The sequence below is a fragment of the Bacillus sp. FJAT-25509 genome, from assembly GCF_001420605.1.
In the GTDB taxonomy this organism is placed as follows: Bacteria; Bacillota; Bacilli; order Bacillales; family Bacillaceae_G; genus Gottfriedia.
This window is the reverse complement of the sequence record NZ_LJIZ01000028.1, coordinates 1-15,049: the sequence shown is the minus strand read 5'-3', so window position 1 is coordinate 15,049 and position 15,049 is coordinate 1. Positions and strand designations below refer to the sequence as shown.

Sequence of the window (15,049 nt, the reverse complement as noted above, 5' to 3'; positions counted from 1 at the left end):
TATAGTACTCCAAGTGTGTGAATGGTAACATATAGATATGAATTTTACTTTCATTAGGAGTATAGGTAAATGGTAATTAATCAATTAAAGGAATTTATTAAACAAAACAATATTAGCAGAAATAGTGTAATTGTGATCGGTGTTTCTGGCGGTCCAGACTCAATGGCGTTAGCTCACTCTTTTTTATCAATCAGAGAGGAATATGAGTTTTCGATTATTATCGCACATGTAGATCATATGTTTAGAGGACAAGAATCTTTAGATGATTTGGAATATGTTAAGAATTGGTGCCTCCAAAATAACGTTCAATTTGAAGGTAAGAGCATAAATGTGAATCAGTATATCGAGGAAACGGGATTAAGTAGTCAATTGGCGGCAAGAGAATGTCGATATCATTTTTTTGATGAAACGATGAAGAAATATGAAGCGAATTTTTTAGCGTTAGGGCATCATGGAGAAGACCAAGTTGAAACGATTTTGATGCGATTAGTAAGAGGTAGCTCGCAGGTCGGTTACGCTGGCATTAGGGAAAAGAGATCTTTTAGTACAGGCGAAATTATTCGTCCATTTTTAGATTTAAGAAAACAAGCTTTAACTACATATTGTCGTGAACAAAGTATTATCCCTCGAAAAGATCCAAGTAATGATAAAGATGTTTACACAAGAAATCGATTTAGACATCATATTTTACCTTTTATTTTTGAAGAAAATCCAACTGCACAAAAAAGATTCCAGCAATTTAGTCGACAGCAATTGGAAGATGAACTATATTTAATGGAATTAACTGAAGACGCAATGAATACAGTTATAAAAAATAAAGAAAAGCAAGCAGTCACTATTGATGTTGAACAGTTTTTAAATATGCCTATATCTTTACAAAGAAGATGTATTCAACTAATATTAGATTATGTCTACCTATATATCCCTAAAGGCTTGACACACGGGCATCTTAATTCAATTCTGACTTTATTACGAAATGAAAAATCCACTTGGGAGCAACATTTGCCTGAAGGACTTTTTGTTACACGCTCATATAATGAATGCACCTTTACATTCGAACGAATGAATGTGAAGGATTATACTATTTCTATTAATGAGCCTGGCGTATACGAACTACCAAATGGTTTTTCAATAAAAGTTGAATTAAACAATCAATGTTTTGAACCAAAAAACGCCATGTTTATTTGTTCTGTCAAGGATGTTTCTTTTCCACTCGTTGTTCGGAATCGAAAGAATGGTGATCGAATGTCATTAAAGGGTATGAATGGGTCAAAAAAGTTAAAAGATATATTTATTGATGAAAAAATGAAACAATCATTACGTGATGAATGGCCAATAATTACGGATAGTCAAAATAATATATTATGGGTACCTTTCGTAAAGAAATCTGCATTTGAAAGAAATTTTTCGACAGATGAGTCACTCATTGCAATACAGGTGGTTTCTAAGAGTTTCTAGGAGGAAAAGATGAAACAAGATATTCAACAAGTATTAGTAAGTGAAGAGGCAATTCAACAAAAAGTAGTAGAATTAGGTGCAGTACTAACTGAAGAGTACAAAGACCGCTTTCCACTAGTAGTGGGTGTTTTAAAAGGAGCTCTTCCGTTCATGTCTGACCTTATCAAGCATATTGATACATATATCGAAATTGATTTTATGGATGTTTCTAGTTATGGACATAGTACAGTTTCTTCTGGTGAAGTAAAAATTGTGAAAGATTTAAATACTTCTGTAGAAGGAAGAGATGTAATCATTCTAGAAGATATTATTGATAGTGGTCTAACTTTAAATTATTTAGTTGAACTATTTAAACATCGCAAAGCTAATACAGTTAAAATTGTTACTTTATTAGATAAGCCAAGCGGACGTAAAGCAGATATCCAGGCTGATTTAGTTGGTTTCGAAGTACCAGATGCTTTCGTAGTAGGATATGGTTTAGATTATATTGAACGTTATCGAAATCTGCCATATGTTGGCGTTTTAAAGCCTGAAGTTTACACGAAATAAGTCAAGTTTTATTCGTTTGTTTACATGGTATAACTATGCTACTATATAAAGTAATTAAATTGAAAGAGAGGAGGTTTGGAATTGAATCGAATTTTCCGTAATACAGTCTTTTACATATTAATCTTCTTAGTTGTGATTGGTGTTGTTACATATTTCAATGGGCCAGAATCTCAAGTTAAGAAAGTAAGTTACGATACATTTTATACTAAGTTACAAAAAGGTGATGTTAGCAGTTTAACATCTATCCAACCTAAAAATGGAGTGTACATAGTAAGAGGTCATTTTACAGATGTAAAAAAAGGCGAATCTTTCCAAACTCAAGTACCAATTAGTGATGAAACGACAAAAATAGTTAACAAAGCAGTTGCTGACTATAAAATAAAGGCTAATTGGAATCCAGCTGAAACAACAAGTGCATGGGTGCAAATTTTCACTTCACTCATTCCATTTGTAATTATTTTCATTCTTTTCTTCTTCCTAATGAATAATGCACAAGGTGGCGGAAGCCGTGTTATGAACTTTGGGAAGAGCAAAGCTCGTCTATATAATGACGAGAAAAAGAAAGTACGATTTAAAGATGTTGCAGGTGCAGATGAAGAGAAACAAGAACTTGTTGAGGTAGTAGAGTTCTTGAAAGATCCTCGTAAATTTTCTGAATTAGGTGCAAGAATTCCTAAAGGGGTACTATTAGTAGGACCTCCAGGAACAGGTAAAACATTATTAGCGAGAGCAGTTGCAGGAGAAGCTGGAGTTCCATTCTTCTCAATCAGTGGTTCCGATTTCGTTGAAATGTTTGTAGGGGTTGGTGCTTCTCGTGTTCGTGATTTATTTGAAAACGCGAAGAAAAACGCTCCTTGTATCATATTTATAGATGAGATTGATGCTGTAGGTCGTCAACGTGGTGCTGGATTAGGTGGAGGTCACGATGAGCGTGAACAAACATTAAACCAGTTACTTGTTGAAATGGATGGTTTCGGTGCTAACGAAGGTATTATCATCATCGCAGCAACAAACCGTGCAGATGTTCTTGACCCAGCGTTATTACGTCCAGGTCGATTTGACAGACAGATTACAGTAGATCGTCCAGATGTAATAGGACGTGAAGCGGTATTAAAAGTTCACTCAAGAAATAAACCATTAGCTCCAGATGTAGACTTAAAAGCTATTGCTCAAAGAACTCCTGGATTCTCTGGTGCAGATTTAGAGAATTTATTAAACGAAGCGGCATTAGTTGCGGCTCGTCGTGATAAAAAGAAAATCGATATGCTTGATATTGACGAAGCAACTGACCGTGTAATTGCGGGACCTGCTAAGAAAAATAAAGTTATATCTGAAAAAGAGCGAAAAATTGTTGCGTTCCACGAAGCTGGACATACGGTTATTGGCCAAGTGTTAGATGAAGCTGAAATGGTTCATAAAGTAACAATTGTACCTCGTGGTCAAGCTGGTGGTTATGCAGTAATGCTTCCAAAAGAAGATCGTTACTTTATGACAAAACCAGAATTACTTGATAAAATTACAGGTCTACTTGGTGGACGTGTTGCTGAAGAAGTGGTATTTGGTGAAGTAAGTACAGGAGCTCATAATGACTTCCAACGTGCAACAGGTATTGCTCGTCGTATGGTTACTGAGTTCGGTATGAGCGATAAACTAGGTCCATTACAGTTTGGTCAATCTCAAGGAGGAAATGTATTCCTTGGTAGAGACTTTAATAATGAACAAAATTATAGTGATAAAATTGCTTATGAAATCGATGTTGAGATTCAAACAATCATTAAAGAGTGTTATGCAAAAGCAACTGATATTATTAAGACGCATCGCGATAAATTAGACTTGCTTGCTAACACATTATTAGAAGTGGAAACTTTAGATGCAAAAGGAATTAAGAGTCTTTGGGAACAAGGTACACTTCCTACAGCTCCAACTTCAAATGATGAGATTAAAGTTAACATTTCTAAAAAGAATGATGAACCAACTGAGCCTAAAATCACTGAATAAAAAATTAAGAGTGTCTTTCTAGACACTCTTTCTTTTGTTTATTGGCGAAAAGTCAAATAGGTCAAGGACATGGGGAAAATCGGTTTAATGACGCGAATACGAACCCGTGCCCACAGCAGAAAGCATCTATTTTTAAACTACTATCAACTTGTGTTATCATTATTTTTATAGTGATTAAAAATTGTACTTGAAACTAAAAATATAAAATAAAAGTTTTATTTTTGAAATGGAGAGACGGTGGATTATATGTTATTTGTCATCGATGTAGGAAATACAAATACTGTTTTAGGTGTTTACCAAGAAGACGAGTTAATACATCATTGGAGAATTGAGACGAATCGTTATAAAACAGAAGATGAGTACGGTATGGTCATAGGATCATTACTTGAATACGCGGGCATTGGGTTTGATGAGTTTCATGCAGTTATTATTTCATCAGTTGTCCCACCGATTATGTTCTCTTTGGAAAGAATGGCAACAAAATACTTTAAACAAAAGCCACTAATCGTTGGACCTGGTATAAAAACAGGTTTAAACATAAAATATGATAATCCGAAAGAAGTAGGCGCAGACCGAATTGTTAATGCAGTTGCTGGAATTGCACAATACGGTAGTCCGCTGATTATTGTAGATTTTGGAACGGCTACTACATATTGTTATATAGATGAAAATAAAAATTACATCGGTGGAGCTATTGCACCAGGTATCAATATTTCAACAGAGGCACTATATACAAAGGCTTCAAAACTGCCTCGTATTGAGCTTTCAAGACCTTCTAATATTGTCGGTCGTACAACTGTAGAAGCAATGCAAGTTGGAATCCTATATGGTTATGTAGGTCAAGTTGAAGGTATTGTAAAACGAATGAAAGCTCAAGCAAAGGTAGAACCTACTGTTATAGCAACAGGCGGACTTGCATCATTAATATCTAAGGAATCAGATATCATTGATGTCATGGATCCATATTTAACATTAAAAGGTCTACATTTAATTTATAAACGAAATTCATAAAAAGGGGTACAACATGAAAGATTATTTAGTAAAAGCATTAGCTTTTAACGGCGAAGTCCGTGCATATAGTGTTAGATCAACAAATATTGTAAAAGAAGCTCAAGAACGTCATGATACTTGGTCAAATGCTTCTGCTGCATTAGGTCGTACACTAACAGCTGCTACAATGATGGGCGCTATGTTAAAAGGTGAAGAAAAGTTAACTTTAAAAGTTGAAGGTAATGGTCCAATTGGTCATATTTTAGTCGATAGTAATGCAAAAGGTGAAGTACGAGGATATGTACAGAATCCGCATGTGCAAACTGAGCTTAACAAACATGGAAAGATAGATGTAGCTAAAGCTGTTGGTACTGTAGGGACAATCTCAGTTGTTAAAGATATTGGGATGAGAGAACCATTCACTGGCTCAGTACCAATCGTGTCAGGTGAACTTGGTGAAGACTTTACTTACTATTTTGCTGTATCTGAACAAACACCTTCATCTGTAGGTGTCGGCGTATTAGTTAACCCGGATCATTCGATTTTAGCAAGCGGAGGATTTATTATTCAGATCTTACCTGGCGCTAGTGACGAATGTATTACGAAGATTGAAAACCGTTTAAAAACGATTAAACCTGTTTCCAAAATGATTGAAGAAGGACTTACACCAGAAGAAATTCTATATGAAGTGTTAGGGAAAGAAGAAGTTAAAATTTTAGAAACGATGGATGTAAAATTCCAATGTCAATGCTCAAGAGAGAGAATTGAAGGGGCTCTTTTAAGTATCGGTAAAGAAGAATTACAATTAATATTAGAAGAAGATGGAAAAGCAGAAGTAACGTGTCATTTCTGTAATGAGCCTTATCATTTTTCTGGAGAACAATTAGAAGAATTAATTAGCAAATTGTAGGTGAAAATTGAAGGAATTTGTCGACCTTTCTTTTCATAATTTATTATGAATTTCATACAAGTTATGTATAGGAGAAAGTAATTGACAGATTCTTTTGTTTTTTACATAATGTATATTAAACAGGTCAATATACTAGGAATTAGGAGTGGATGAAATGAAAGTTGCAAATTCAGTTTACGAATTAATCGGTAGAACTCCAATTGTAAAACTTAACAGATTAGTAGACGAGGACAGCGCGGATATTTACTTAAAACTAGAGTTTATGAATCCTGGTAGCAGTGTTAAAGACCGTATTGCTCTTGCGATGATTGAGGATTCGGAGAAAAAAGGTTTAATAAAACCAGGTGATACAATTATTGAACCAACTAGTGGGAATACCGGTATTGGATTAGCAATGGTAGCAGCTGCTAAAGGCTATAAGTCAATTCTAGTAATGCCAGAAACAATGAGTATTGAGAGACGAAACTTATTACGTGCATATGGTGCAGAATTAGTTCTAACTCCAGGCCCTGAAGGAATGGGAGGAGCAATTCGTAAAGCAGATGAATTAGCAAAAGAAAATGGATATTTCGTTCCACAACAGTTTAATAATAATGCAAATCCCGAAGTACATCGTTTAACAACTGGTCCTGAAATTGTTGAACAAATGGGAGACCAACTTGATGCATTTATCTCAGGAGTAGGTACAGGAGGAACAATCTCTGGTGCTGGAGCTGTGTTAAAAGAAGCTTACCCTGGAATTAATATTGTTGCAGTTGAACCTGAAGACTCTCCAGTTTTATCAGGTGGTAAACCAGGTCCACATAAAATTCAAGGTATTGGAGCAGGATTTATACCTGGAACATTGAACACGGATGTTTATGATGAAATCGTTCAAATCAAAAATGACGATGCAATGGAGACGGCTAGAAGAGTAGCAAAAGAAGAAGGTTTACTTGTAGGTATCTCTTCTGGAGCTGCAATTAGTGCTGCGTTACAAGTTGCAAAAAAACTTGGAAAAGGTAAAAAAGTACTTGCGATTATTCCAAGTAATGGAGAGCGTTATTTAAGTACAGCATTATTCCAATTTGAGTAATTTTTTGATGGATGAAATGATAAATTTAAAAAAACCTTTGCAAGCTGCAAAGGTTTTTTTGTTTTTCCATAAAATGCTTTGATGTATACTTCTAACTTTTTGTGTAAAATGAAAAAAGAAGCGCTATCAGAGGGGGATATTCACATGAATTATGAAATCTTTTCAAAAGTTATCAATTATACTACACCTTTCTTTAAATACTTTGTAGAAACGGTAAAAGAGAAAAAGAATGCCGTACTTCTTGAAAGTGGTCGTGACGGAAGATATTCAATTATGGCATCTAATCCTGTTGCGAAGTTATACGGAAAGCATAATAAATTAACGGTCGAAGAATGCTCAGGGAAAGTGGAGTATGAAGGGAATCCAATTGATTTAGCAAAGGAATATCTATCTAAATACACTACGGAAAAAAGAGATGACTTACCACCATTTCAAGGTGGAGCAATCGGTTATTTCACATATGACTGTAACCATTATATTGAAGACCTACCATCAATGGCTGAGGATGTCTACAATATTCCAGATGTTTATTTATTAATCTTCCATGAAGCGGTTATTTATGACCATCAAGAAAAACAATTATATTTTATTGTTATAGATGAAATGAAAAATGCAAATAAGGCACAAGAACGACTAGATTCTTTAGAAGAGTTCTTCATTAATGAAATAGAACAAATCGATTTATCTAAGAGAACTTCTACCGATGAGATTGAAAAAACAATCTATATGTCTGAACAAAAATTTACGGATGCTGTTGGAAATGTTAAAGAATATATCAGTGCGGGAGATGTATTCCAGGTGAATTTATCTGTACTACAATCTGAGACGCTTGTAACAGATCCATTGTATATATATGAACAACTTAGAGAAATAAATCCGTCACCATATATGTCCTATCTAGATTTTGAAGAGTTTCAAATTGTTAGTTGCTCTCCAGAGCTATTAGTAGCGAAACGTGACCAAGAAGTTTGGACAAGACCAATAGCAGGTACAAGGTCTCGTGGTAAAACAGTTGAAGAAGAACAACAACTGATGGAAGAACTACGTTCAAATGAAAAAGAACAAGCTGAGCATATTATGCTAGTTGATTTAGAGCGCAATGATTTAGGAAGAGTATGCGAATATGGAACTGTTGAAGTAGACGAACTATTAGTAATCGAAAAGTATTCGCATGTAATGCACCTTGTTTCAAATGTTAGAGGTGAGCTACAAAAGGGTAAGGATTCATTTGACCTATTAAAGGCAGTATTTCCCGGGGGAACAATTACGGGAGCTCCAAAAATTCGTACAATGGAAATTATTGAAGAACTAGAGCCAACCAAGCGTGGTATTTATACAGGTTCTGTTGGATGGATTAGCTTCACAGGAGATATGGAGTTAAACATTACGATTCGAACAATGATTACAAAAGACCAGCAAGCATTTGTACAAGCTGGTGCTGGTATTGTTATTGATTCTAATCCAAAACATGAGTACTTAGAAAGCCTTAAGAAAGCTCAAGCTTTATGGACAGCTAAGAAAGTAAGTGAAGAAAAAGCAAAGTTGGGTGGGAATGTAAAATGATATTAATGATTGATAACTATGATTCATTTACCTATAATCTAGTTCAATATTTAGGCGAATTAGGTGAAGAGTTAATTGTAAAACGAAATGATGAAATTACTTTAGAAGAAATCGAAGTATTAGCTCCATCTTATTTGATGATTTCACCAGGTCCTTGTACACCAAACGAAGCTGGAATCAGTTTAAAAGCCATTGAACACTTTGCTGGGAAAATCCCAATATTGGGCGTATGCCTAGGTCACCAATCAATCGCTCAAGTATTTGGAGGTGACGTAGTCCGTGCAGAACGCTTAATGCATGGAAAAACATCTGCAATTACACATGAAGGTTTAGGGTTATTTAATGACTTACCATCTCCAATTGACGTTACACGATATCACTCTTTAATTGTTAAAAAAGAAACTTTCCCTGAGGAGCTAGAAATAACAGCTTGGACGAATGATGGAGAAATCATGGCATTAAAACATAAGACATTACCGATTGAAGGAGTACAATTTCATCCGGAATCGATTATGTCACAATTCGGCAAAGAAATGCTTAGGAACTTTTTACAAGCATATAAACCGTCTAGGAGTACAGTATGAAACTATATTGTAATGGAGAATTCTTGAACGATCATGAAGTGAAAATATCTCCATTTGATCATGGTTTTTTATATGGCTTAGGATTATTTGAAACATTTCGGATCTATAATGGGCATCCATTTTTATTATTTGATCATTTAAAGCGTTTAAGAAAGTCGTTATTAAACCTGAATATCGAGTGGAATTTGCTAGATGAGGAAATACGAACGATTTTAAATAGGTTAATTGAATTAAATGATTTACAAGACGCGTATATACGTTTGAATGTTTCAGCGGGTGATGGAGAAATAGGTTTATACACTGGTAAGTATTCGAATCCAAATACAATCATTTTTATTAAACCAATGCATGAAAGTAATATCTTAGAGAAAGAAGGGGTAATACTAAATACCCCTCGAAACTCTCCCGAAGGAAAAGAACGATTAAAGTCTCATCATTATTTAAATAATATTATCGGGAAAAAAGAGATCGGTAACTCACCAAGTATAGAAGGAATCTTTTTAAATAAAGATGGGTTTCTTTCAGAAGGTATTGTTTCAAATCTCTTCTTTATTAAACAAGATCGATTATATTCACCACACGTTGATACGGGAATCTTGAATGGGATAACGAGACAGTTTGTAATCCATTGGGCTAAATTAAAAGGGATTACAGTTGAAGAGGGCTTCTACACGGAGCAAGAGCTGTTAGAAGCGGATGAAATATTTATTTCAAACTCAATTCAAGAAATTATTCCCGTTACAGTAATTGGCGAGCGGAACTTTAATGTTAGTGAAAATAGCGTAATAAAGGATTTGCAAAAGGATTATAGACATCTTCGAAAATCCTTATTAAGCATGAATGAAATGGAAAGAAGTGAACGAGTGTGAGAAGAGCAATTAAACCTTTGATTTGTGGAAATTACTCATTACCAATTCAGAATGAAACAATTGTGATGGGGATTTTAAATGTAACTCCGGATTCATTTTCTGATGGTGGTCGATACAACGAAATTGAATTAGCAATACAACATGCAAAAAAGTTAATTGCTGATGGTGCGAAAATTATTGATGTAGGTGGGGAATCGACAAGGCCTGGAGCTGCAATAGTTGATGTAGACGAAGAGTTAAGAAGGGTAGTTCCGATTATTTCAGCATTATCTAAAGAAATTGATGTCCCAATTTCAATTGATACATATAAATCTGAAGTGGCAAAGCAAGCTGTTGAAGCAGGAGCTACAATCATTAATGATGTTTGGGGAGCAAAGAAAGATCCTAAAATTGCTGAAGTGGCTGCAGCGTATAATGTTCCGATTTGTTTAATGCACAATCGAACGGATGAAAACTATTATAGTTTAATGAGTGATCTTGTCTGTGATTTAGTAGAAAGTATTAATATTGCAAAACGCGCAGGTGTAAAGGATGAAATGATTATTTTGGATCCGGGTGTTGGTTTTGCAAAATCAGCTGAGCAGAATTTGGAAGTTTTAAACCAAATGGAGCAAATCAAAGCATTGGATTATCCAGTGTTACTTGGTACTTCTCGAAAAAGGTTTATAGGGGAGGTTCTTGGTACTGAAGTACATGAGCGAATGGAAGGTACAGGGGCTACAGTTTGTTTAGGTATTACGAAAGGTTGCGAAATTGTACGAGTACATGATGTATTAGCGATTTCCCGTATGACTAAAATGATGGATGCGATGTTAAAGATTGGAGTTAAAAATGGATAAAATTTATGTAACAGGTATGAGATTTTATGGATACCATGGTGTATTTAAAGAAGAGAAAACATTAGGGCAACGATTTAATGTTGACTTAATTGTCGAATTAGATACAAAAAAAGCAGGAGAAACAGATGATTTGGCGTATTCAGTAAGTTACGCAGACTTATTTAAAACCTGCGAAGAAGTAGTTCAAGGTCAGTCTTATGATTTAGTTGAATCAGTGGCTGAAGAGATTGCCAAACAAATATTAAATACATACGATTTAATTCAACAATGTACTGTAAAAGTCATAAAACCAGATCCACCAATACCAGGACATTATGATTTTGTAGCAGTTGAAATAACAAGAGGTCGCATATGAAAAATGAATCATATTTAAGTTTAGGAACAAATATAGGCGACCGAGAAGGTTTTCTTACAAAAGCTATTAGGGAATTAGTGGACCATCCCGACATTCAAGTAGAACAAATCTCTTCTATATATGAAACAGACCCAGTTGGTTACGTAGACCAAGATCCATTTTTAAATCTCGTTATTAAAATTTCTACCAATTTGACACCACTTCAATTACTTGATGTTACGCAAGGAATCGAACAAAACCTTGGTAGAAAAAGGGAATTACGTTGGGGTCCAAGAACAATAGACCTTGACATTTTACTCTATAATCACGAAGATATAGAAGTTGAGCACCTAAGAATACCGCACCCGAGAATGTTTGAAAGAAGCTTTGTATTAATCCCCTTAAAAGAAATTAATCAATCAATTAAGGTTGAAACTAAATTTTTAGAGGATAAAGGAGTTCGATTATGGAAGCTGAAAAGTGGGGTAGACGGATTAGGGCTTTTAGAAAATTAAAAGGTTTTACCCAAGAAGGCTTTGCAAAAAACCTTGGAGTTTCTGTTTCAGTGTTAGGTGAAGTTGAGCGAGGGAATCGTATGCCAACTGAACAGTTTTTGCATGATTGTGCAAAACAATTAAAAGTAAGTGTTGAGGAATTATCAATATAGGGTTTTATTGTAATAGAAGGAGGATGGGATGTGCTAAAAATTGGTGACATCGAGATGAAAAATCCCGTCGTATTAGCACCGATGGCTGGAGTTTGTAACTCAGCTTTCCGTTTAACAGTAAAAGAATTTGGTGCAGGTTTAGTATGCGCAGAAATGGTAAGTGATAAAGCTATTCTTCACAATAATAAGCGGACATTAGATATGCTTTATATGGATGAACGTGAAAAGCCATTAAGCTTACAAATTTTTGGTGGTGATAAATCAACATTAGTTGAAGCTGCTAAGTATGTTGACGAAAATACGAATGCAGATATTATTGATATTAATATGGGGTGTCCTGTTCCTAAGATTACAAAAGTGGACGCAGGAGCTAAATGGCTTTTAGACCCAAATAAAATTCATGAAATGGTATATGCTGTAGCACAGAATGTAAGTAAACCAGTTACAGTTAAAATGCGTCTTGGATGGGATGACGATCACATATATGTAGTAGATAATGCAAAAGCAGTTGAAGCAGCGGGTGGAAAAGCAGTTGCAATCCACGGACGAACTCGTTATCAAATGTATGAAGGGAAATCTGATTGGAGCTGGATTAAAGAAGTTAAAAATCAGGTTTCTATTCCGGTAATCGGTAATGGGGATGTGGAGACTCCTCAAGATGCCAAGCGTATGTTAGATGAAACAGGCTGTGATGGCGTAATGATTGGTCGTGCTGCTTTAGGGAATCCATGGATGATTTATCGTACAGTAAAATACTTGGAATCTGGTGTATTAATGCCTGAGCCAGAAGCACGTGAAAAAATTGATGTATGTTTATTGCATTTAGACCGTTTAATTGATTTGAAAAAAGAACATGTAGCTGTAATGGAAATGAGAAAACATGCAGCATGGTATTTAAAAGGTTTGAAAGGCACTGTATTAGTTCGAAATCAAATTAACGAGGTTAGTACTCGTGCTCAAATGGTTGAAGTATTAACAACATACGTTAATGAAGTGGAAGAAAAAATGAAAGCTGCTCAAGCTTTGTAAGTTTGACAGGTTTCGCTTGACAAAATATAATAAGTTATAGTAAACAAAACTGCCAGATCGAATTACTGGCAGTTTTTCTATTAAAATCATATTGTATTTAAATATTTATTGAATAATTACGTGGAGTTGAGAAAATGAGTCACGAAGAATTAAATGATCAAGCCCTTATACGTAGGGAGAAATTAAAAACACTTGAAGGAAAAGGTATCGATCCATTCGGTAAGAAGTTTGTGCGCACACATTCTTCAAACGATTTATTAGCACAATTTGACCAGTTTTCTAAGGAAGAATTAGAAGAAAAAGCGATTGTTGTTTCATTTGCAGGTCGAGTAATGACTAAACGTGGTAAAGGTAAAGCTGGATTTGCACATGTTCAAGATTTAAATGGACAAGTTCAAATCTATGTACGTAAAGATGCTGTAGGCGAAGAACAATATGAAATCTTTGATATTACTGATTTAGGTGATATTGTAGGTGTTTCTGGTGTGGTATTTAAAACGAATGTAGGGGAATTATCTATTAAAGTTAAAGAATATACATTCCTTTCAAAAGCGTTATTACCACTTCCTGATAAATTCCATGGTTTACAAGATGTTGAACAACGTTACCGTCAAAGATATTTAGATTTAATGAATATGGATAGCCGACAAACATTTATTGCTCGCAGTAAAATTATCCAATCTATGAGACGTTATTTAGATAGCCAAGGTTATTTAGAGGTTGAAACTCCTATGCTACATGCAATTGCAGGTGGAGCTTCTGCAAGACCATTTATCACTCATCATAACGCGCTTGATATGGAATTATATATGCGTATTGCAATTGAGCTACACTTAAAACGACTAATTGTAGGTGGACTTGAAAAGGTTTATGAAATTGGTCGCGTATTCCGTAATGAAGGTATTTCTACTCGTCATAATCCAGAGTTTACGATGATTGAATTATATGAAGCTTATGCTGATTATGCTGATATTATGGAACTTACTGAGAATCTAATTGCTCATATCGCTAAAGAAGTTTTAGGAACTACTACTATTCCTTATGGTGAGTACACGGTAAACCTAGAGCCAAAATGGACTAGACTTCATATGGTAGATGCGATTAAAGAAGCTTGTGGAGTAGATTTCTGGCCAGAGATGTCAGTTGAGCAAGCAAGAGAATATGCTAAAGAACATAATGTTGAAGTTAATGCGAATATGTCCGTTGGCCATATTATTAACGAATTCTTTGAACAAAAAGTTGAGGAAACGTTAATTCAACCTACATTTATTTATGGTCACCCTGTTGAAATTTCACCGCTAGCGAAAAAGAATGCTGACGATCCACGTTTTACTGATCGTTTTGAGTTATTTATTGTGGCGCGTGAACATGCTAATGCATTCACAGAGTTAAATGACCCAATTGACCAAAAAGAGCGTTTTGAAGCACAGCTTAAAGAACGTGAGCTTGGTAATGACGAAGCACATATGATGGATGATGATTACATCGAAGCATTAGAGCACGGTATGCCACCAACTGGTGGTCTAGGAATCGGTATTGATCGATTAGTTATGTTGTTAACTAATTCTCCTTCAATCCGTGACGTTCTATTGTTCCCGTTAATGAGACATAAGTAAGAAACTAACTGGCTAAAAGGGTACTTTTAGCCAGTTTTTTTTAAGATTGGATGTATCTTTTTAAAGGAATAAGGACATCATTTATTTATTGGAATCTGGTATAAACTATCTGAATAAAAAGAATTTAATTTTAGGTATTGTATTTTGTTTTTATAGGTGTTATATTATTAAACGTTGTCACGTTAATTCGAAACAACAACAAAAAAACTTTTAAAAAAACATTGACAACATTCGAAAGAAAATGTTAAGATGTTTAAGTCGCCTCAGAGCGATGAAGTGAACTTTGAAAACTAAACAAAACATGAAGTAAACGTCAATTATTAGTTTTTTGAGCAATACAAGATTTAAACTTAACTTTTATGGAGAGTTTGATCCTGGCTCAGGACGAACGCTGGCGGCGTGCCTAATACATGCAAGTCGAGCGGATTAATGGGAGCTTGCTCCCGTTAGTTAGCGGCGGACGGGTGAGTAACACGTGGGCAACCTACCTTTAAGACTGGGATAACTTCGGGAAACCGGAGCTAATACCGGATGACATAAAGGAACTCCTGTTCCTTTATTGAAAGAT

15 protein-coding genes and 1 rRNA gene are annotated in these 15,049 nt (G+C 35.1%); all 16 read left to right on the top strand.

What is annotated here, in order from left to right:
* The first annotated feature begins 69 nt into the window (after window positions 1–69).
* Window positions 70–1,458 (top strand): tRNA lysidine(34) synthetase TilS, encoded by a 1,389-nt coding sequence (gene tilS, locus AN960_RS18210; RefSeq protein WP_056474437.1) that lies wholly within the window; start codon window positions 70–72, stop codon window positions 1,456–1,458.
* Between the two features lie 9 nt (window positions 1,459–1,467).
* On the top strand, window positions 1,468–2,007 hold the full coding sequence (hpt, locus tag AN960_RS18205; RefSeq protein WP_056474436.1) for a hypoxanthine phosphoribosyltransferase: 540 nt from the start codon (window positions 1,468–1,470) through the stop codon (window positions 2,005–2,007).
* Window positions 2,008–2,088: 81 nt separating this feature from the next.
* On the top strand, window positions 2,089–4,005 hold the full coding sequence (gene ftsH, locus AN960_RS18200) for an ATP-dependent zinc metalloprotease FtsH (RefSeq protein ID WP_056474435.1): 1,917 nt from the start codon (window positions 2,089–2,091) through the stop codon (window positions 4,003–4,005).
* A 246-nt stretch (window positions 4,006–4,251) separates the two neighbouring features.
* Window positions 4,252–5,016, top strand: coding sequence for a type III pantothenate kinase (locus AN960_RS18195; protein ID WP_056474433.1), 765 nt, complete (start codon window positions 4,252–4,254; stop codon window positions 5,014–5,016).
* 13 nt (window positions 5,017–5,029) lie between these two features.
* A complete protein-coding gene (hslO, locus tag AN960_RS18190; RefSeq protein ID WP_056474429.1) occupies window positions 5,030–5,905 on the top strand; it encodes an Hsp33 family molecular chaperone HslO in 876 nt (291 codons plus the stop codon).
* 154 nt (window positions 5,906–6,059) lie between these two features.
* Complete coding sequence (cysK, locus tag AN960_RS18185; RefSeq protein ID WP_056474424.1) at window positions 6,060–6,980, top strand: cysteine synthase A; 921 nt, start codon at window positions 6,060–6,062, stop codon at window positions 6,978–6,980.
* A 144-nt stretch (window positions 6,981–7,124) separates the two neighbouring features.
* On the top strand, window positions 7,125–8,543 hold the full coding sequence (locus AN960_RS18180) for an anthranilate synthase component I family protein (RefSeq protein WP_056474420.1): 1,419 nt from the start codon (window positions 7,125–7,127) through the stop codon (window positions 8,541–8,543).
* The gene (gene pabA, locus AN960_RS18175; protein ID WP_056474418.1) at window positions 8,540–9,127 is read left to right on the top strand and encodes an aminodeoxychorismate/anthranilate synthase component II; all 588 of its coding nucleotides are present in this window, start codon (window positions 8,540–8,542) and stop codon (window positions 9,125–9,127) included. Before AN960_RS18180 ends, pabA begins: the two co-directional genes overlap by 4 nt.
* Window positions 9,124–9,996 (top strand): aminodeoxychorismate lyase, encoded by an 873-nt coding sequence (pabC, locus tag AN960_RS18170; RefSeq protein WP_056474417.1) that lies wholly within the window; start codon window positions 9,124–9,126, stop codon window positions 9,994–9,996. The genes pabA and pabC overlap by 4 nt, the downstream gene beginning before the upstream one ends.
* Window positions 9,993–10,835 carry a dihydropteroate synthase gene (gene folP, locus AN960_RS18165; RefSeq protein WP_056474414.1) on the top strand — a complete coding sequence of 281 codons (843 nt, stop codon included), beginning with the start codon at window positions 9,993–9,995 and terminating at the stop codon, window positions 10,833–10,835. Before pabC ends, folP begins: the two co-directional genes overlap by 4 nt.
* On the top strand, window positions 10,828–11,190 hold the full coding sequence (gene folB / locus AN960_RS18160) for a dihydroneopterin aldolase (protein ID WP_056474411.1): 363 nt from the start codon (window positions 10,828–10,830) through the stop codon (window positions 11,188–11,190). Before folP ends, folB begins: the two co-directional genes overlap by 8 nt.
* Window positions 11,187–11,684 (top strand): 2-amino-4-hydroxy-6-hydroxymethyldihydropteridine diphosphokinase, encoded by a 498-nt coding sequence (gene folK / locus AN960_RS18155; protein ID WP_056474408.1) that lies wholly within the window; start codon window positions 11,187–11,189, stop codon window positions 11,682–11,684. Before folB ends, folK begins: the two co-directional genes overlap by 4 nt.
* Complete coding sequence (locus AN960_RS18150) at window positions 11,636–11,836, top strand: helix-turn-helix domain-containing protein (RefSeq protein WP_056474403.1); 201 nt, start codon at window positions 11,636–11,638, stop codon at window positions 11,834–11,836. The genes folK and AN960_RS18150 overlap by 49 nt, the downstream gene beginning before the upstream one ends.
* Window positions 11,837–11,866: 30 nt before the next feature.
* Complete coding sequence (gene dusB / locus AN960_RS18145; RefSeq protein ID WP_056474399.1) at window positions 11,867–12,865, top strand: tRNA dihydrouridine synthase DusB; 999 nt, start codon at window positions 11,867–11,869, stop codon at window positions 12,863–12,865.
* A gap of 134 nt (window positions 12,866–12,999) precedes the next feature.
* Window positions 13,000–14,481, top strand: a complete 1,482-nt coding sequence (gene lysS / locus AN960_RS18140) for a lysine--tRNA ligase (RefSeq protein WP_056474397.1) — start codon at window positions 13,000–13,002, stop codon at window positions 14,479–14,481.
* 356 nt (window positions 14,482–14,837) lie between these two features.
* Window positions 14,838–15,049, top strand: a 16S ribosomal RNA gene (locus AN960_RS18135); the annotation flags it as partial.